The 17927-nt window shown below is 71.2% G+C and carries 19 protein-coding genes; 11 read left to right on the forward strand and 8 right to left on the reverse strand.

The window, feature by feature from the left end:
• The first annotated feature begins 70 nt into the window (after positions 1-70).
• Entirely contained in the window at positions 71-1069 is a 999-nt protein-coding gene (locus AB0912_RS04815; protein ID WP_366696497.1) for a TAXI family TRAP transporter solute-binding subunit, read from the forward strand.
• 36 nt (positions 1070-1105) lie between these two features.
• Here AB0912_RS04815 and AB0912_RS04820 read toward each other — a convergent pair whose 3' ends face one another.
• Positions 1106-2518, reverse strand: a complete 1413-nt coding sequence (locus AB0912_RS04820; RefSeq protein WP_366696498.1) for a HAMP domain-containing sensor histidine kinase — start codon at positions 2516-2518, stop codon at positions 1106-1108.
• Positions 2519-2527: 9 nt separating this feature from the next.
• The gene (locus tag AB0912_RS04825; protein WP_366696499.1) at positions 2528-3214 is read right to left on the reverse strand and encodes a response regulator transcription factor; all 687 of its coding nucleotides are present in this window, start codon (positions 3212-3214) and stop codon (positions 2528-2530) included.
• Between the two features lie 332 nt (positions 3215-3546).
• Between AB0912_RS04825 and AB0912_RS04830 the strand changes: the two genes are divergently transcribed.
• The 8 genes from AB0912_RS04830 to AB0912_RS04865 all read left to right on the forward strand — a co-directional run bounded on the left by AB0912_RS04830 (position 3547) and on the right by AB0912_RS04865 (position 10385).
• On the forward strand, positions 3547-4323 hold the full coding sequence (locus AB0912_RS04830; RefSeq protein WP_366696500.1) for an amino acid ABC transporter ATP-binding protein: 777 nt from the start codon (positions 3547-3549) through the stop codon (positions 4321-4323).
• A gap of 65 nt (positions 4324-4388) precedes the next feature.
• On the forward strand, positions 4389-5225 hold the full coding sequence (locus tag AB0912_RS04835; protein WP_366696501.1) for a glutamate ABC transporter substrate-binding protein: 837 nt from the start codon (positions 4389-4391) through the stop codon (positions 5223-5225).
• A gap of 188 nt (positions 5226-5413) precedes the next feature.
• Entirely contained in the window at positions 5414-6082 is a 669-nt protein-coding gene (locus AB0912_RS04840; protein ID WP_366696502.1) for an amino acid ABC transporter permease, read from the forward strand.
• On the forward strand, positions 6079-6963 hold the full coding sequence (locus tag AB0912_RS04845; RefSeq protein ID WP_366696503.1) for an amino acid ABC transporter permease: 885 nt from the start codon (positions 6079-6081) through the stop codon (positions 6961-6963). Before AB0912_RS04840 ends, AB0912_RS04845 begins: the two co-directional genes overlap by 4 nt.
• 188 nt (positions 6964-7151) lie before the next feature.
• On the forward strand, positions 7152-8924 hold the full coding sequence (locus tag AB0912_RS04850; RefSeq protein WP_366696504.1) for an FAD-dependent monooxygenase: 1773 nt from the start codon (positions 7152-7154) through the stop codon (positions 8922-8924).
• A gap of 359 nt (positions 8925-9283) precedes the next feature.
• Complete coding sequence (locus tag AB0912_RS04855) at positions 9284-9355, forward strand: putative leader peptide (protein ID WP_324618291.1); 72 nt, start codon at positions 9284-9286, stop codon at positions 9353-9355.
• Positions 9356-9429: 74 nt separating this feature from the next.
• The gene (locus AB0912_RS04860; protein ID WP_366696505.1) at positions 9430-9975 is read left to right on the forward strand and encodes a cysteine dioxygenase; all 546 of its coding nucleotides are present in this window, start codon (positions 9430-9432) and stop codon (positions 9973-9975) included.
• Complete coding sequence (locus tag AB0912_RS04865; RefSeq protein ID WP_366696506.1) at positions 9972-10385, forward strand: rhodanese-like domain-containing protein; 414 nt, start codon at positions 9972-9974, stop codon at positions 10383-10385. Before AB0912_RS04860 ends, AB0912_RS04865 begins: the two co-directional genes overlap by 4 nt.
• A gap of 495 nt (positions 10386-10880) precedes the next feature.
• Here the strand turns inward: AB0912_RS04865 and recX are convergent, their stop codons facing one another.
• A complete protein-coding gene (gene recX / locus AB0912_RS04870) occupies positions 10881-11810 on the reverse strand; it encodes a recombination regulator RecX (protein WP_366696507.1) in 930 nt (309 codons plus the stop codon).
• 3 nt (positions 11811-11813) lie between these two features.
• Positions 11814-12938 carry a recombinase RecA gene (gene recA, locus AB0912_RS04875; protein WP_366696508.1) on the reverse strand — a complete coding sequence of 375 codons (1125 nt, stop codon included), beginning with the start codon at positions 12936-12938 and terminating at the stop codon, positions 11814-11816.
• Between the two features lie 400 nt (positions 12939-13338).
• Between recA and AB0912_RS04880 the strand changes: the two genes are divergently transcribed.
• Positions 13339-14118, forward strand: a complete 780-nt coding sequence (locus AB0912_RS04880) for a hypothetical protein (RefSeq protein ID WP_366696509.1) — start codon at positions 13339-13341, stop codon at positions 14116-14118.
• A 10-nt stretch (positions 14119-14128) separates the two neighbouring features.
• On the opposite strand, the gene AB0912_RS04885 is transcribed toward AB0912_RS04880, so the two are convergent.
• The gene (locus AB0912_RS04885) at positions 14129-15340 is read right to left on the reverse strand and encodes an AI-2E family transporter (protein ID WP_366696510.1); all 1212 of its coding nucleotides are present in this window, start codon (positions 15338-15340) and stop codon (positions 14129-14131) included.
• A gap of 104 nt (positions 15341-15444) precedes the next feature.
• Positions 15445-15639, reverse strand: a complete 195-nt coding sequence (locus AB0912_RS04890; RefSeq protein WP_366696511.1) for a DUF3046 domain-containing protein — start codon at positions 15637-15639, stop codon at positions 15445-15447.
• Positions 15640-15719: 80 nt separating this feature from the next.
• Here AB0912_RS04890 and AB0912_RS04895 point away from each other — a divergent pair, with 80 nt between their 5' ends.
• Entirely contained in the window at positions 15720-16664 is a 945-nt protein-coding gene (locus AB0912_RS04895) for a hypothetical protein (RefSeq protein ID WP_366696512.1), read from the forward strand.
• A gap of 22 nt (positions 16665-16686) precedes the next feature.
• On the opposite strand, the gene AB0912_RS04900 is transcribed toward AB0912_RS04895, so the two are convergent.
• Together AB0912_RS04900 and AB0912_RS04905 are read right to left on the reverse strand one after the other, a co-directional pair.
• Positions 16687-16995 carry an AzlD domain-containing protein gene (locus tag AB0912_RS04900; RefSeq protein ID WP_366696513.1) on the reverse strand — a complete coding sequence of 103 codons (309 nt, stop codon included), beginning with the start codon at positions 16993-16995 and terminating at the stop codon, positions 16687-16689.
• Positions 16992-17894 (reverse strand): AzlC family ABC transporter permease, encoded by a 903-nt coding sequence (locus tag AB0912_RS04905; RefSeq protein WP_366696514.1) that lies wholly within the window; start codon positions 17892-17894, stop codon positions 16992-16994. Before AB0912_RS04905 ends, AB0912_RS04900 begins: the two co-directional genes overlap by 4 nt.
• Positions 17895-17927 lie beyond the last annotated feature (33 nt).

Raw genomic sequence — 17927 nt, forward strand, 5'->3', positions numbered from 1 at the left:
CTCGCCCGGAACCCCCTCCTTCACCTCCCGGCCTGGTCAGGACGGCCCTCAGGCTGGCAGGATCGCGCGCATGCTCCAGGCACTCCCCCGCATCGGCAAGCGCCCCGCGCTGTTCGGCTCAGCGGCCGTCCTCGCGGTCGTCGGGCTGCTGCTGTGGTGGCTGCTGCCCATCGGCGCGAAGTCACCTTCGGGGACGATCACCTTCAGCGCGGGCACCCCGACCGGGGTGTACCAGCGGTACGGCACGCTCCTCCAGGGAGCCATGGCCAAGGACATGCCCGGGGTCGACGTCAGGCTGCTGAACAGCGACGGCTCGCAGGAGAACGTGCGGCGGGTGGCCACCGGCGAGGCCGACTTCAGCATCGCGGCGGCCGACGCCGTGGAGACGTACATCCTGCAGAACAAGCCGGGCTCGGGCCGGCTGCGCGGCTGCTCGCGGCTGTACGACGACTACGTCCACCTGGTGGTGCCGCGCTCGTCGTCCATCCGTTCGGTGGCGGACCTGAAGGGCCGCAAGGTCGCCGTCGGGCCGAGCGGTTCCGGGGTGCGGCTGATCGCGGACCATGTGCTCCAGGCGGCGGGGCTCGACCCCGACAGCGACATCGTGCCGTTCGACAACGGCATCGCGACCATGCCGGAGCTGCTCAAGGATCACCAGATCGACGCGTTCTTCTGGTCGGGCGGCCTGCCGACGAACGCCGTGCTCGGGCTCTCCGAGACCGACGACATCAAGCTGGTGCCGATCGGCGGCGACCTCATCAAGAAGCTGCACGAGCAGGGCGGCGCCTCGCGTTACTACCGGGCCGCGGTGATGCCCGCCGACGCCTACCCGAAGGCGCAGCGCGGGGCGGCCGTGCAGACGCTGGCCGTGGCGAACTTCCTCATCACCCGGGACGACGCGAACGCGAGGCTGACCGAGGAACTCACCCGCACGGTGATCGCCAGCCGCGACCGCATCGGCGCCGTGGTGCACGCGGCCCAGCTCGTGGACCTGCGCACCGCGATCTACACGGACCCGCTGCCCCTGCACGAGGGCGCGCGGCGCTACTACCGCTCGATCAAGCCGTAGCCCAGGCCTGCCGCCGAGGCGGCTGCCGCACGGGGCTCAGGTCACCGCGCCGGGCTCCGACCTGGGCACCCGCACGGTCACCCGCAGGCCGTGCGGTTCGTGATGGTCGTACGCGATGGAGCCGCCGCCCGCCTCCAGGAGGGCCCGCGAGATGGAGAGGCCGAGGCCGGAGCCCTTCACGTTCTGGTGGACGGCGCTGCGCCAGAAGCGGTCGCCGATCCGGGTCAGGTCCTCGTCCGTGAGACCGGGGCCGCCGTCGGTGACCACGACGGTCGACGTCCGGCCGTTGGACGCGACCGTGACCTCGACGCTCTCGCCCTCGGGCGTGAACTTGAGCGCGTTGTCGATCACCGCGTCCAGGGCGCTGGACAGGGTGACCGGGTCGGCCCAGGCGGTGGTGGCCGGGCAGTCCCCCACCAGCCGTACGCCCCGGCTCTCGGCGACCGGATGCCAGGACGCGACCCGCTCGGCGGTCAGCGCGCCGATGTCGGTGAGGCACACGTCGGCCTCGGCGTGCTCGGCGAGGGCCAGGTCGAGCAGGTCGTCCAGGACCTGGGCGAGGCGCTTGCCCTCGGTGCGGACGGAGGCGATCTCCTCGTTGCCCTCGGGCAGTTCGAGAGCGAGCAGCTCGATGCGCAGCAGCAGCGCGGAGAGCGGGTTGCGCAACTGGTGCGAGGCGTCGGCGACGAAGGCGCGCTGCTGCTCCAGCACGTCCTCGACGTTGTCGGCCATCTCGTTGAACGACCGGGCCAGGCGCTGGAGTTCCGGTGGCCCGCCGGCCGCGGCGACCCGGGACTTCAGGCGTCCGGTCGCGATGTCGTGGGTGGTGGCGTCGAGGACCCGCACGGGCCGGAGCACCCAGCCGGTCAGCCGCAGCGCGGCGCCGACGGCGAGGAGCATCGCGGCGATCTCGCCCGCTCCGATGATCAGCCAGCCGTGCAGGGTCGCGGACCGCATCTGTCCGGTGGGCGAGTCGGTGACGACGACGGCGATGACGTCGCCGTCTTTTATGACGGGGGAGGCGACGACGAGCCGGTGCCGCTGCCAGGGCCAGACCTGGGACGGGTCGTGGCTGCGGCGGCTGACGAGGGCCTCGTTGAAGGCGTCGCGGGCCACGCCGGTCCGGGGCAGCCGCCAGTCGTCCGGGGCGTTGGCCATCGGCTTGTCGTCGCGGTAGAAGACACCGGCGCGGATGCCGTACACGTCGTAGTAGCGGGCCAGCTCGTTGCGCAGCGTCTCGCCGCGTTCGTCGGGGAAGCCGCCCTGAGTGCCGCTCGGCGGTTCGGTGACGTACTGGGCGAGCGCGGAGAAGCGCGCGGTGTCGTCGATGCGGTCGACGACGACACGCTGCTGCTGGGCCGCGGCGACGCTGACGGCGAGCGGTACGCCGAGGGCGAGCAGGACGGCCGCCATCAGGACGATGAGCAGCGGCAGGAGACGTGTGCGCACCCGGGCCCGCTATCCGGCCGGGGCGACGAGCCGGTATCCGACGCCGCGCACGGTCTCGATCAGCGCCGGCATGCGCAGTTTGGAGCGCAGCGAGGCGACGTGCACCTCGAGGGTGCGTCCGGTCCCCTCCCAGCTCGTGCGCCACACCTCGCTGATGATCTGCTCGCGGCGGAACACCACGCCGGGCCGCTGGGCGAGCAGCGCGAGCAGGTCGAACTCCTTGCGGGTGAGCTGGACGGTCGCGCCGTCGACGGTGACCTGCCGGTTGGGGAGTTCGATGCGGACGGGGCCGAGCAGCAGCGCGTCCTCGCCGGGGGCGGCGGTGTCGTCGTGGCTGGTGCGCCGGGCGACGGCGTGGATACGGGCGAGCAGTTCCCCGGTGTCGTACGGCTTCACCACGTAGTCGTCGGCGCCGAGGTTGAGGCCGTGGATGCGGGAGCGGACGTCCGCGCGCGCGGTCACCATGATCACCGGGGTGGCGGTGCGCTTGCGGATCTTGCCGCAGACCTCGTAGCCGTCCTGGTCGGGCAGTCCGAGGTCGAGCAGGACGACCCCGAATCCGTCGCTCTCCGGGACGAGCGCCTGGAGGGCCTCCTCGCCGCTGCGGGCGTGGGTGACGTCGAAGCCGTGCCGGGCGAGCACGGCGGACAGGGCCGCGGCGACGTGGTTGTCGTCCTCGACGAGCAGCAGTCTCATTCCGGCCCCCTCCGGTTCATCGGTCGTACGGTGCCATGCGCACCGGTCGTACGGTCTCGTTCACCGGCCGTACGGTCTCGGCGCGTAGAACGCGGCGCACGCGCGCGTGCGCCAAGAAGGAAGTCACTCCGATGGAGCAGGACGGCGTCAAGAGTCTTCGGGTTGCCTGCTACTTCCGTTACCCAGCCGGTACGCGCCCGCGCACGGGTCGCTACGACACGTGTCCGATTGCTACCGGATCGTGATGCTCAAGTTCCCCTCAGATGTAATGACGCTGGTCGTGCCGGGTCACTACTGTCCTGCGAAACCGAGGAGGACGGAGCCCAAAAGCGATGACCGAAGTATCGGTGGCCCAGGACGACCTGGCCGGGACCGACGAGCTGGTCGTCCTGAAGAGCGTCAACAAGCACTTCGGCGCGTTGCACGTACTCCAGGACATCGACCTGACGATCACACGGGGTGAGGTCGTCGTGGTCATCGGACCGTCCGGGTCCGGGAAGTCCACGCTCTGCCGGACGATCAACCGCCTGGAGACCATCGATTCGGGTGACATCTCGATCGACGGCAAGCCGCTGCCCCAGGAGGGCAAGGGGCTGGCCCGGCTCCGGGCCGACGTCGGCATGGTCTTCCAGTCCTTCAATCTCTTCGCGCACAAGACCGTGCTGGAGAACGTGATGCTGGGCCAGGTCAAGGTCCGCAAGACCGACAAGAAGGCGGCGGAGGAGAAGGCCCGCACCCTGCTCGACCGCGTCGGTGTCGGCACACAGGCGGACAAGTACCCGGCGCAGTTGTCCGGCGGCCAGCAGCAGCGTGTCGCGATCGCGCGGGCGCTGGCGATGGACCCCAAGGTCATGCTCTTCGACGAGCCGACCTCGGCACTCGACCCCGAGATGATCAACGAGGTCCTGGAGGTCATGCAGCAGCTCGCCCGCGACGGCATGACCATGATCGTCGTCACCCACGAGATGGGCTTCGCCCGTTCGGCCGCCAACCGCGTGGTGTTCATGGCCGACGGCCGCATCGTCGAGGAGGCGGTGCCGGACCAGTTCTTCAGCAACCCGCGCAGCGACCGCGCCAAGGACTTCCTGTCGAAGATCCTGCACCACTGAAACCGTCGCACGACCCCAGTCTTCGACAGCCCGTACTTCTTTTCCTCACGCAAAGGATGTTCACCATGAAGCTCTCCAAGGTCGTAGCCGCCTCGGCCGCCGTGCTCGCTCTCACCGCCACCGCCACCGCGTGCGGTTCGGACAACAAGGACGACAGCGGTTCCTCGGGCGGCGGCAAGATCAAGGTCGGCATCAAGTACGACCAGCCCGGTCTCGGCCTGAAGCAGCCGGACGGCTCCTTCTCCGGCTTCGACGTGGACGTCGCCACCTATGTGGCCAAGGAACTCGGCTACAAGCCCAGCCAGATCGACTTCGTCGAGACGAAGAGCGCCGACCGTGAGAACGCGCTCGCCCGTGGCGACGTGAAGTTCATCGCGGCCACCTACTCGATCACCGACGAGCGCAAGCAGAAGGTCGACTTCGCCGGCCCCTACCTGCTCGCCCACCAGGACCTGCTCGTCAAGGCCGACTCGAAGATCGCCAAGGGCACCGACCTCAACGGCAAGAAGCTGTGTTCGGTGACCGGCTCGACCTCGGCGCAGAACGTCCAGAAGACGATCGCCCCGAAGGCCAACCTGCGCCAGTACAGCGGCTACTCGGAGTGCATCGCCGGTCTGCAGAGCGGTGCCGTCGACGCGGTGACCACGGACGACTCGATCCTCGCGGGCTTCGCCGCGCAGGACAAGTACAAGGGCCAGTTCAAGCTCGTCGGCCTCAAGCTCAGCAACGAGAACTACGGCGTCGGCATCAAGAAGGGCGACTCCGCCCTGGAGAAGAAGATCAACGCCGCTCTCACCAAGATGGTCAGCGACGGCTCCTGGGACGCGGCGGTCAAGAAGAACTTCGGCCCGGCGAACTACAAGAACGAGCAGGCCCCGAAGATCGGCGCGATCGTCAAGTAGTCCGACAGCAGTCCGACCGTCCGAGGTCTCCAGGCACAGCGGGGACCTCGGGCAACGCAGGGCCCCTCAGGTGACGCAGGAACCCGCGGCTCACGCGAGGTTCCGCCGGTGCGCCGCCGCCCGCCGCGATCACGGCGGCGGCGCCCCGCGTCCGCCACGTACGCCACCACCCGGAAGCGCGGGAGATCGTGTTCGACTTTCTTCAAGGTTATGACGTCCTGGGGGCGTTCTGGATGACGGTGAAACTCACCGTCTACTCCGGCATCGGCTCCCTGGTCCTGGGCACCCTGCTGGCCGCGATGCGGGTCAGCCCGGTCCCGCTGATGCGCGGGTTCGGCACCGCCTACGTGAACATCGTCCGGAACATCCCGCTGACCGTCATCATCGTCTTCAGCTCGCTCGGTCTCGCCGACATCTTCGGCGTGACGCTGGGCGCCGCGGACGACTTCAAGCTCCAGGGCTTCCGGCTCGCGGTGCTCAGTCTCGTCGCCTACACGGCGGCCTTCGTCTGCGAGGCGCTGCGCTCCGGGATCAACACCGTGCCCGTCGGGCAGGCGGAGGCGGCGCGGGCGATCGGGCTCAGCTTCGGCCAGACCCTGCGGCTCGTCGTGCTGCCGCAGGCCTTCCGTTCCGTCATCGTCCCGCTGGCGAACGTGCTGATCGCGCTGACCAAGAACACCACCGTGGCCGCCGCCATCGGCGTGGCCGAGGCCGCCACCCTGATGAAGACGATCATCGAGGCCAAGGCGCAGACGGTCCTCATCGCCGCCGTCTTCGCCTTCGGGTTCGTGGTCCTGACCCTCCCCACCGGCCTCATCCTCGGCTGGCTGGGCAAGCGACTGGCGGTGAAGCGATGACTTCCGTCCTCTACGACGCCCCCGGTCCCCGGGCCAAGCGCCGCAATGTGCTCCTCTCTGTCGTGTTCTTCGTCCTGCTCGCCCTGATCCTGTGGTGGATCTGGACGGCGATGGACGACAAGAACCAGCTCAAGTGGGACCTGTGGGAGCCGTTCACCACGGCGGACGCCTGGAGAACCTATCTGTGGCCGGGGCTTCTGGGCACCCTGAAGGCCGCCGCGCTGAGCATGGTGATCGCCCTTCCGCTGGGCGCCGTCTTCGGCATCGCCCGGCTCTCCGACCACCGCTGGGTGCGCGTTCCGGCCGGTGCCGTGGTCGAGTTCTTCCGCTCGATCCCGGTCCTGCTGCTGATGCTGTTCGCGAACGAGCTGTACTCCCGCTCGGCCGGCATCGCCAGCGAGGACCGCCCGTTCTACGCAGTCGTCACCGGCCTGGTCCTCTACAACGCCTCGGTCCTCGCCGAGGTCGTCCGGGCCGGCATCCTCGCCCTGCCCAGGGGACAGACGGAGGCCGCGTACGCCATCGGGCTGCGCAAGGGCCAGACGATGGGCAGCATCCTGCTGCCGCAGGCGGTCACGGTGATGCTGCCGGCGATCGTCGGCCAGCTCGTGGTCATCGTGAAGGACACCGCGCTGGGCGGCGTGATGATCGGCTACCAGGAGCTGCTCACGGCGCGCAGCACCCTCGCGGCCAACTACGCCAACGTCATCCAGAGCTTCATCGTGGTCGCCGTCATCTTCATCATCGTGAACTTCGCGATCACCAGCTTCGCCTCCTGGCTGGAAGGCCGGCTGCGGCGCGCCAAGAAGTCGACGGGCGCGGTGCTCGCGCCGGACGACGCGTCGATCGCTGGTACGGCGGGAACAGGCGCCAACTTCTGACAAGCAGTCAATCCGCTTGGACGATGGGGCAGTGGCGGGTGGGGGCAGTGGCATGATCGCCACTGCCCCCGTCACTTGACGCAAGCACCGGCAATAGGTTGCATACGTTCTGTGATCGTGCACCCCGCTCCACCTGCCTGTTCCCGTACGTCTCTCAGGACACCGCTCCGGGCAGGGGGCACCGCGTCGTGGACCCGGTGATCATCGTCGGAGCAGGGCCCGTCGGGCTCACGCTCGCCCTTGCGCTGGCCCGCCAGGAGGTCCCCTCCGTGGTGCTCGACGAGGGGCCGGGCAAGGACGAGCAGCGGCTCGCGCGGAGTGTGGTGCTGCGCGAGGACACGGCCGCGCTCGTCGGCAGGCTCACGGGGCGCCCGCTCGACACCGTGGGGTTCCGTTGGGCCGGATGGCGGTCGATGCGGCGCAAGCAGGTGATGCGCGAGGTCGTCTTCGGCGGAGCCGGAGCCGGAGCCGGAGACGCGGGCGGCTTCGGGTCCCGGGGCGCCGAGGTCTCCCGTGGTGGCGGCCCTCGGGGGGCCGTCACCGGCGGGGCGGCGGGTACGCCCAGGAGTACGGAAGCCCCGGAGACGGCCGGGGAGTTCAGCGCCCCGCTGCACATCGCCCAGCACGAACTGACCGCCGTGCTGCGCGAGGCGATCGTCCACGAGCGGCTCGTCAAGGTGGCCGTCAACAGCCGACTCGACTCCGTCGAGCAGGAGGCCTCGGGCGTCACCGCGCACACCCGGGGCCCCAACGGCACGTGGTGGCGCGGCAGTTACCTGGTCGGCTGCGACGGCCCGCGCTCCACGGTCCGCAAGCTCCAGGACATCCGCTTCCCCGGCCGTACCGCCGTCGAACGGCACGCGGTGGCCGCCCTTCGCGCCGAACTCCCCTGGCCCGGAGAAGCGTTGCTGCACCGCCTGCCGCCGTGGCGGACGTCGGGACCCTCCGCCGGGGAAGTGACCGCGCGCCCCCTCGCCGAGGACGTGTGGCGTCTGGACTGGCTGCTGCCGCAGAGCAAGGACCTGGTCACGCCCGACCTGCTGGTGGCGCGCGTCAGGGAGACCCTCGGCGGCTGGAGCGGCGGCTCCACTCCCGCGTACGAGCTGCTCGACACCGGCGTCCACACCGTGCACCACCGGCTCGCCCGGCGGTGGCGCGTGGGGCGGGTCTTCCTCGCCGGGGACGCGGCCCACCTGCTCGGCGCCCTCGGAACGCAGGGGCTGGACGAAGGACTGCGGGACGCCGACAACCTCGCCTGGAAACTGGCGCTCGCCTGGCATCACGGCCCGCACGACGCCCTGCTCGACAGTTACCAGGCCGAGCGGCGCGCCGTGGTCGCCGCCCGGCTGCGCGCCGCCGACCAGGCACTCCCCGTCCTGCGGGGCGGTGGCGGACTGCGCGCCTACGTCCCCGGCTCCGCCCGGGGACACGACGCGATCCTCACGGACGGTCACCTCGGACGCGGGCCGCTGGGCGCGCCGGGGATCTACGCCGACTCCCCGCTCGCTCCCCCGCCCGCCGACTCCCAGGCCGTCGTCGGCACCGAGCCCGGCGCGCCGGTCACCGACGTGCGGGTCACCGCCGAGGACGGCTCCTTCGTCCCGCTGCGTGAACGGCTCGGGCGCGGGGTCCTGCTCGTCGTGCTGATCGCGCCGGGCACCGGTGTGTGGGAGCGCAAGCACTGGGTGACGGCCGGCATCATGCCCCGGCTCGCCGCCGCCGTGACCGCGCTGCCGCACCCGGCCGAACTGCTCGTCGCCGAGAGCTATCCGGGCGCCGCCGCCCACACCGTGCTCCTCGTCCGGCCCGACGGCCATCTGGTCACCGCGCTCAGCGGCGTCCGCCCTGCCGATCTCTACGAGGCGGCCGAGGCGGCACTCGGCGGACCGGCCCCGACGGAGGCGACGGAAGCCACGGCAGAGGGGACGACGGAGGCGGAGGCGACGGCCGGCCGCAAGTGAGTCCGGCGGAGGGGGTGATCACCTGCCAGGAAACGACTCCGGGCGGGGGCCGCCGGTCTCCTGCTGGGACGGCACCCAGCCCCGCTGTGGGACGGCACCCGGCCGTCAGGACGCGGAGCACCCTCCGGAGACGGGACCTTGCCGGTACCGCTCCCCGGCCGGGACCGGCCCTCCGTCGGAGCGGAATCCCGGCCGGGGACAAGCCCCTCACCGAAGCCTTCCCCCGGCCGGAGCCGAACGCTCTGTGACCGCGCGAGCAAGGACTACGCATCACCGTGGGCCTCAGCGGTCCACATAGTGACAGTGAGTTGACCGGCCCGCACCACCATGGTCTACTCCGGAGCGTGACCGACACCTGTGTGCGCCTGTGGCGGAGGGTCCATATGGACCTCCTCCGCTATGCGGGCTGCGTGTGTCGCCCGTCCTTCTGACTTCGCATCCCCATCTTCCGCGCGCCGCAGCCGTGCTCTCGCGCGCTCCTCTCGCGAACCTCAGGACGGTCCGAGTGTCTGTGTCACCTTCTGCCCGCGTCTCCCCCGCTGTCCCCGCGCCCTCCGGCGCCCCCACCCAGGCCGACCTGCTCGCCTTCGTCCGCCGTACGGCAGCCGACGCCGAGCTGATCGCCTCGCTCCCCCTCGACCCCCAGGGCCGCACCTGGGTGCGGCTCGAAGGACCCGGCGGCAGCGAGGCCTGGCTGATCGGCTGGCCCCCCGGTACCGGTACCGGCTGGCACGACCACGCCGAGTCGGTCGGCGCCTTCCTCACCGCGTCGGGCGAACTCAAGGAGAACTCGCTCGCCGCCCGCCTGCCCGCCGACGGCTGGAAGACCCTCGAACTCAACGAGGACATCGACCGCCACCGCACCCTGTCCGCCGGCACCGGCCGCGCCTTCGGCCGCCACCACGTGCACGAGGTCCTCAACGAGTCGACCGAGGAGCACGCGATCTCGGTCCACGCCTACTACCCGCCGCTGCCGCAGATCCGCCGCTACAGCCGTACCGGCCAGGTGCTGCGCCTGGAGCACGTCGAGCGTCCGGAGGACTGGCAGTGAGCACCCCGCCCCCCGTCGGCATCGACGAACTGCTGGAGCAGGTCCGCGCCGGCCTCGACCGGATCGAGGCCAAGGAGGCGTACGAGGCCGCCCGGGCCGGTGAGGTGCTCCTGGTCGACACCCGCTACGCGGCCCTGCGCGACCGCGACGGTCTGGTCCCCGGCGCCCTGGTCGTCGAGCGGAACGAACTGGAGTGGCGGCTCGACCCCAACGGCAGCCACCGCGCCCCGGAAGCCACCAGCCATGACCTGAAGGTCGTGGTGTTCTGCAACGAGGGATACGCGTCGAGTCTCGCCGCCGCCTCCCTGCGTCAGTTGGGGCTGCACCGGGCGACCGATCTGGTGGGCGGCTTCCAGGCGTGGAAGGCGGCCGGCCTTCCGGTCGTCGCACCCGCCGACACGGAGGCCTGACCCGCCGCCCCGCCGGGGGTCGGGCGCGCTCGGTTGGGCAGCCGGCCCCTCTCGGGCCGCCCGCGGGCGGCGGGTGCGCCCTCAGGCGAGAGGCGCCCCCTACGTGTCGAGGCTGGAGAAGTCCGTCGAGACGGGCGGCGGCACCTTCGCAGGTGCCGCCTCTCACCTACCTCCCGGTACCGCCGACTGCCGGGCTCCCGCGCCCTGTGCCCCGCCTCCCGCGCCCGAGAGGCTCCGAACGCGATCGGCGCCCCCGCGCGTCCACCGTGTTCAGAGCCCGCCAGACCGTCCGACGTGCAAGTCCCATGAGCCCGGCCGCCGTTCAGATCCGGCGACGGCCGACACTCAAATCCCATGAGCCCGGCCGACGTTCAAATCCCGTGACCGGCCCACACTCGAATCCCGTAGAACCAGCTGCCGTTCAGAGCCCGTGAGGCCGACCGCCGAAAGGTCGGCACATCTGGGCTGGGCGGGCCCGGAACCTCACCGCCTCACTCAGAACCCCTCCTCCCCCAGCCCCTCCGTGTCCTCCCCCTCTTCCTCCAACGCCTGCCGGACCACGCGCAGCGCCATGCCCTGGGAGTAACCCTTGCGGGCGAGCATGCCCGCGAGGCGCCGCAGCCGCTTGTCGCGGTCGAGCCCGCGGGTGGAACGCAGCTTGCGGGCGACCAGCTCCCGCGCGGTCGCCTCCTCCTGCTCGGAGTCGAGCTGTCCGACGGCCTCGTCGATCAGCGTCGGCTCCACGCCCTTGGTCCGCAGCTCCTGGGCGAGCGCCCGTCTGGCGAGCCCACGGCCGTGATGCCGGGACTCGACCCAGGCGTCGGCGAAGGCGCTGTCGTTGATCAGCCCGACCTCTTCGAACCGGGACAGGACCTCGTCCGCGACCTCGTCCGGGATCTCTCGCTTGCGCAACGCGTCCGCGAGCTGCTTGCGCGTACGCGGGGTCCCGGTGAGCAGACGCAGGCAGATCGCGCGCGCCTGCTCAGCCGGGTCCCTCGGGGGCTCCCCCTTCTCGGCCCTCGACGAGGAGGGGGTGCCTCCGTCCCGCGGGTCGTCGGACGGCTCGCCGAAACCGCCGCGTCTCCGACGCCCCCGTCCCCCACGCGGTCCGCCCGCACCACGTCCACCGCCACGCCGGGAACCCTCACCCGGCGTGCCGTCACTTCGCCGCGCCCCGAAGGGGGGCGCGCCGCCGTCCGGATCACCGTCGCCCGGACCGTCGGCGAAGCAGCCGTCCCCGCCGCCGAAGCCGCCGTCGGCGGGGCCGTACGAACGGCCGCCGTACCCCCCGGCACCGCCGTACGCTCCGTCACCGTCACCGTCACCCTCTCCGTCCGGGCCGGCGTCGCCCCCGCCGTACCCCTGCCCCGGCGCCGAGGGGGCGGCAGGGGAGGCGTACTCGGCCCAGTCGGTTCGCCGTGTCATGGGCTAGCCCTTGGCCGCCGCGGCCTTGGACTTGGTGGCCTTGGCCGCCGGCGCCGGAACCGCCTTCGCGGTGTCGTCCGGTGCGGCCGAGACAGCGGCGTCCGTGCCGGGCTCGGCGGTGGGCTGCTCGGGCTTCACACCGACGCCCAGCTTCTCCTTGATCTTCTTCTCGATCTCGTTGGCGAGGTCGGGGTTGTCCTTCAGGAAGTTACGGGCGTTCTCCTTGCCCTGGCCGAGCTGGTCGCCCTCGTACGTGTACCAGGCGCCGGCCTTGCGGACGAAGCCGTTCTCCACGCCCATGTCGATCAGGCCGCCCTCGCGGCTGATGCCCTGCCCGTAGAGGATGTCGAACTCGGCCTGCTTGAAGGGCGGCGCGACCTTGTTCTTGACGACCTTGACGCGCGTACGGTTGCCGACCGCGTCGGTGCCGTCCTTGAGCGTCTCGATGCGGCGGATGTCGAGTCGCACCGAGGCGTAGAACTTCAGCGCCCGGCCACCGGTGGTGGTCTCTGGGGAGCCGAACATCACGCCGATCTTCTCGCGGAGCTGGTTGATGAAGATCGCGGTGGTCTTCGACTGGTTGAGCGCGCTGGTGATCTTCCGCAGGGCCTGGCTCATCAGACGGGCCTGGAGACCCACGTGCGAGTCGCCCATCTCGCCCTCGATCTCCGCGCGCGGCACCAGGGCGGCGACGGAGTCGATGACGATGAGGTCGAGCGCGCCGGAGCGGACCAGCATGTCCACGATCTCCAGGGCCTGCTCGCCGTTGTCCGGCTGGGACAGGATGAGGTTGTCGATGTCGACGCCGAGCTTCTTCGCGTACTCGGGGTCGAGGGCGTGCTCGGCGTCGACGAACGCCACCTGGCCGCCGGCCTTCTGCGCGTTCGCCACGGCGTGCAGCGTCAGGGTCGTCTTACCGGAGGACTCCGGGCCGTAGACCTCGACCACGCGGCCGCGCGGGAGCCCGCCGACGCCGAGGGCGACGTCGAGCGCGGTCGACCCGGTGGGGATGACCTCGATGGGCTCATTCGGCCGCTCGCCCAGGCGCATGACAGCGCCCTTGCCGAACTGCCGTTCAATCTGCGCGAGCGCGGCGTCGAGCGCCTTCTCGCGGTCGGTTCCTGCCATGGGTTCCACCCGGTTTGCTTGAGTCGATCGCTTCACGTCAAAGACGCTAACGCCTGCCACTGACAATGCGCCCCGACGCCCGTCCGGCCTGTGGATAACTCGGGCACATCTCCACGAAAACCCTGCCGAAATCCCCGTCGAGGGCTCCGCCGGAACTTCCATAAGAATGGATGTTCGATTTTCGTGTCAAGCGCACCACGCGGCACCTCCGAGACTACGTTCACGGTCCGACAACGCCCCGGATTTCCGGTTTCTCTCCGGCCGGGGGCTCGCCACCCGCCCGACAGAACAGAAGGACAGAACGGAACAGAAAGGCGCCGGGGCTACTCCCGAGGGCGTAGCCCCGGCGCCTTCGGGAGTACGACGACGTCCGCCCGGTCCGCCGGGCACGCTGTGCGCCATGGAAACGACGAGGGCCCGCCCCCTGACCCCGCCGAGGCTCCCGCTCCGTCCGGCCGAGCGGCTCTGCCACGCCACGGGCGCCCTGCTCGTGCTGTCGGGATGCGCGCATCTGCTGGTCCTCGCCGTCGACGGGGGTCCCTGGGACGGCCCGGTGTCCTGGCGCAAGCCCGTCACCTTCGGGCTCTCCTTCGGGCTGACGCTGATCGCGGTCACCTGGGTCACGTCGTACCTGCGCGTGGGGGCACGGCCGCGTGCCGCGCTGCTCGTCGTGTTCGCGGCGGACTGTGTGGTGGAGGTCGGCGGGATCACCCTCCAGGCGTGGCGCCGGGTGCCCTCACATCTCGACATGGAGACCGGCTTCGACACGGCGGTGTCCATGACGCTCGCGGCGGGCGGCGCCGTCCTGGTCGTGGTGCTGACCCTGTTCGCGGTCGCGTCGTTCCGGAACCGGCCCGCCGGTCCCCGGGGCATGCCGCTCGCCCTGCGCTCCGGGTTCGCGATCCTGCTCGTCGCGCTGGCCTCCGGGGCCGCGATGATCGCGCGCGGGGTCGTCCTCACCCGCACCGGCCACCAGCGGGCCGCCTACCACTCGACGGCTTCGCTCAAGCCGCTGCACGGGGTCAGCCTGCACGCCGTCCTGGTACTGCCCGCGCTGGCCTGGCTGCTGTCCCGCACCGACTGGAGCGAACGGACCCGGGACCGCGTCCTGTCGGGGGCGGTCGGCTGCTACGCCGCCGCCGTCCTCGCCGCCGGCGTCGAGGCGGTGCTCACCTGGTGAGAGGTGAACGTCACCGGTCGAGGAGTCGCCGCACGCGCGCGACGATCCCCTCCGAGCCGCGCGTGCGGTGGCCGTGGACGCGCGGGTCGTCCATGACCTCGTACCGCTTCACATAGGCCCCGAGGAACGCCTGGAGCGTGGCCACGGCGGGGATGGCGATCAGGGCGCCGACGGCTCCGAGAAGCGCGGTGCCCGCGATGACGGACCCGAAGGCGACCGCCGGGTGGATGTCCACCGACTTGGAGGTCAGCTTGGGCTGCAGCATGTAGTTCTCGAACTGCTGGTAGATCACGACGAAGACGAGCACCCACAGCGCGTACCAGGGGTCGACGGTGAAGGCGATCAGCATCGGCAGGGCGCCCGCGAGATAGGTGCCGATGGTCGGGATGAACTGGGAGATCACACCGACCCAGACGCCGAGCACGGGCGCGTAGGGCACGCCGAGCGCCTCCAGCAGGATGTAGTGCGCCACTCCCGAGATCAGCGCCATCAGGCCGCGCGAGTAGAGGTAGCCGCCGGTCTTGTCGACGGCGATCTCCCAGGCGCGCAGCACCTCGGCCTGCCGGGCGGGCGGCAGCACCGAGCAGAGCGCGCGCCGCAGCCGCGGTCCGTCGGCGGCGAAGTAGAACGAGAACAGCGCGATCGTCAGCAGCTGGAAGAGACCGCCCAGGACCTGCCCGGAGACGTCCAAGACGCCGGTGGCGCTGTTCTGCACGTACTTCCGCAGCCAGGCGGAGTGGAGCAGGCTGTCCTGGATGTCGACCCGTCTCAGGTCGGTGTGGAAGTGGGTGTTGATCCAGTTGATGACGGAGTCGAGGTAGTCCGGGAAGCCCTCGACCATCTTGATGATCTGCCCCGCGAGCATCGAGCCGAGGAGTGTGACGAACCCGGCGATCAGGATCAGCGAGCCGAGGAAGACGAGGAACGCGGCCAGCCCCCTGCGCATGCCCCGCGCGGCCATCCAGCTCACCGCCGGTTCGATGGCGAGGGCCAGGAAGAACGAGATCAAGATGTTGATCAACAGGCCCGTGAGCTGGTGGAACGCCCAACTGCCCAACTGGAACGAGGCGACGAGCGCCAGCGCGAGCACCATGGCTCGCGGCAGCCAGCGCGGCATACGGGCACCTTGTGCGACGACGCCCTCTCCGGGCGGGTCGGGGGGTGTCGTGCCGGACGGGGATGCCTGCTGGTCGACCTGCGTGTCGTCGTCTGTCGGGGCCACGGAGCAAGTCTCGCCCACGCCACCGACAATCGGTCCCGATCCCCCCTGTTCGATGCCCGTCAGAGACGAGCCCCGGTTCCGACCAGGTGCTTTTCGGGTCCCTGTCAGTGCTTTTCGTACGGAACGTCCATCGACGCGCACACCACGCGCCAGACGTCCTTGGCCTCCCAGCCCGCGTCCAGCGCCTCGTTGACGGTGCGCCCGCCGAGTTCCGTCATCACGTGATCGCGCGCGAAGGTGTCGGCGTATGCCGCGCCGAAGTGATCAGCCATTCGCTGCCAAAAGACCGTCAACCGCATGACTCCAGTATCCCGCCCCTGAGGGTGGGCCCGAGCCGGTACCGCATGCCGGGACCGCTTCGCGCCCTACGGTCTGAAGCATGGCCGAAACAGGAGCTTCCCCACTCCCCCAGACGCCCCCGGCGCGTTCCCCGCTCGCGCGCGCCGAGCACTTCATCTGGCTCACCGCGCGCGTGCTGGAACAGCGGCGCTTCGCGTACCACTTCCTCGGCGGTGGCGCCGACCCGGTGGAGACCGCGCTGGCGGCGTACCGCAACGACGACGAGGGGTACGGTCACGCGCTCGAACCCGATCTGCGCGGTCCGGTCAGCCAGCCGCTGCACACCGGGCACGCGCTGCGGGTCCTCGACTCGATCGGGCGCTGCGGCGGGCAGCGGGTCGAACGCGTGTGCCGCTATCTGACCTCGGTGTCGACAGCGGACGGCGCGCTGCCGGCGATCCATCCCAGCCAGCGCGGCTACCCGGCGGCGCCGTTCCTGCCGATCGTGGACGACCCGCCGAGCGAACTCCTCGCCACCGGTCCGGTGGTGGGTCTGCTGCACCGCAACGAGGTGTGGCACGCCTGGCTGTTCCGGGCCACCGACTTCTGCTGGCAGGCGGTCGACTCCCTGGAGCGGTCCCATCCGTACGAGATCCAGGCGGCGGTCGCCTTCCTCGACTCGGCGGCCGACCGCCCGCGTGCGGAGGCCTGCGCCGACCGGCTCGGCCGTCTCGTCCGCGAGGACCGGCTCGTCGTCCTCGACCCCGGTGACCCGGCGGCCTTCCCCGTGGCGCCCGGCTACGCGGAGGGTGAGCACCACTTCCCGCACGACTACGCGAGCACTCCGGGTTCGCTCGCGCGCGGGTGGTTCACCGACGAGGAGATGGCGCGCTCCCTCGACCATCTCGCGGGCGAGCAGCAGGAGGACGGCGGCTGGCCGGTCCGCTGGCGTCAGTGGGCGCCGGGCACCGCCCTGGAGAGCCGTCCCCTGGTGACGATCGAGGCGCTGCGCACCCTTCGGGCGCATGGCAGAGCGCTCGGCTGAGGAGGCCGGCCCGGCGGGACGGTCAGCCCGCGATCGCGCGGACCCCGGCCGTCACCACCACGGCAGCGGCGATCACCAGCAGGAAGGGGGCACGCAGGATCAGCGCCACGGCCGCCGCGGCGAGCCCGGCGGCCTTCGCGTCCACGACCAGGACCCGCCCGTCCGCCAGGGTCTGCTGCGCCGTGAGGGCGGCCAGGAGCGCGACGGGCAACAGGGCGGCGAGTCGCTGCACGAGGGGCCGCTCCAGCACCCCGGCGGGGATCAGGAGGCCGATCAGCTTGACGACGTAGCAGCCGACGGCGGTGGCTCCGATGGCGATCCAGATGTTCAACGGTCTTCCCCAGATGCGTCGTGCGGTACGTCGTCGTGCGATGTGCCGTGCGGTGTGTGGTGCGGTGTGTCGTGCGATATGTCCTCGGGTGCCCCCTCCGGGACGCCGGTCGGTGCCTCGGCGCGAGTCGGCGCCGGGGTCGCCGCCGTGCCGCCGGGCTTACCGCTGGGCGTGTCGCCGCCGGTCCGCGCGGGGCGGCGCCCGGTCACGTAGAGCACGGCGGGCGCGGCGAGCGCGGCCACCAGGACGGGTACTCCGGCGGGCAGCACGGGCAGCAGACCGAGCCCCAGCAGGACCGCGATGCCCGCGACCGCGCGTTCCGTGGCGGACTTCAGCATGGGTGCCAGCAGGGCCAGGAACACGGCGGGCCCGGCGGCGTCCAGGCCCCACGCGTCGGTGTCCCCGATGGCCTCGGCGCCGACCGCGCCGACCAGCGTGGTGAGGTTCCACAGGAGGTACAGCGTCAGACCGGTGACCGTGAAGCCGAGCCGGACGCCCCGGCGGGTTGGCTGGGCGAGCGCGACGGCCGTGGTCTCGTCGATCACCCAGTGCGCGGCGAACGGGCGCACCGCGCGCGGGAGGGCGAGGAGCTGCGACAGGCGCAGTCCGTAGAACGCGTTGCGCACTCCCAGGAAGAAGGCGCCGGCGGCCGCGGTGAGCGGGTTGCCGCCGGCCGCGAGCGCGCCCACCAGGGCGAACTGCGAGGCCCCGGTGAACACCAGGAGGCTGAGCGCGCAGGTCTGCGGCAGGCTGAGGCCGCTGCCGGCCGAGGTCACCCCGAAGGCGAAACCGGACAGTCCGACGGCGGTCCCGACTCCGAGTGCGTCGCGGACGACGGCGGCGTCGGGTTTTCCGCCTTCTTCACTGTGAGGGTCCGCGAGAGCTGTCTGTTCTGCCACGTGTCGGACGGTAGGAGGAGCCGCCCCGCCGCG

Origin of the sequence: Streptomyces sp. NPDC007084 (assembly GCF_040703595.1) — a bacterium.
Lineage (GTDB): Bacteria > Actinomycetota > Actinomycetes > Streptomycetales > Streptomycetaceae > Streptomyces.

Bases quoted from the DNA above. Each gene is read 5' to 3' on its own strand.
- AB0912_RS04815 (WP_366696497.1), top strand. From the start codon at position 71: ATGCTCCAGGCACTCCCCCGCATCGGCAAGCGCCCCGCGCTGTTCGGC.
- AB0912_RS04825 (WP_366696499.1), bottom strand. From the start codon at position 3,214: ATGAGACTGCTGCTCGTCGAGGACGACAACCACGTCGCCGCGGCCCTG.
- AB0912_RS04830 (WP_366696500.1), top strand. From the start codon at position 3,547: ATGACCGAAGTATCGGTGGCCCAGGACGACCTGGCCGGGACCGACGAG.
- AB0912_RS04835 (WP_366696501.1), top strand. From the start codon at position 4,389: ATGAAGCTCTCCAAGGTCGTAGCCGCCTCGGCCGCCGTGCTCGCTCTC.
- AB0912_RS04845 (WP_366696503.1), top strand. From the start codon at position 6,079: ATGACTTCCGTCCTCTACGACGCCCCCGGTCCCCGGGCCAAGCGCCGC.
- recX (WP_366696507.1), bottom strand. From the start codon at position 11,810: ATGACACGGCGAACCGACTGGGCCGAGTACGCCTCCCCTGCCGCCCCC.
- recA (WP_366696508.1), bottom strand. From the start codon at position 12,938: ATGGCAGGAACCGACCGCGAGAAGGCGCTCGACGCCGCGCTCGCGCAG.
- AB0912_RS04880 (WP_366696509.1), top strand. From the start codon at position 13,339: ATGGAAACGACGAGGGCCCGCCCCCTGACCCCGCCGAGGCTCCCGCTC.
- AB0912_RS04890 (WP_366696511.1), bottom strand. From the start codon at position 15,639: ATGCGGTTGACGGTCTTTTGGCAGCGAATGGCTGATCACTTCGGCGCG.
- AB0912_RS04895 (WP_366696512.1), top strand. From the start codon at position 15,720: ATGGCCGAAACAGGAGCTTCCCCACTCCCCCAGACGCCCCCGGCGCGT.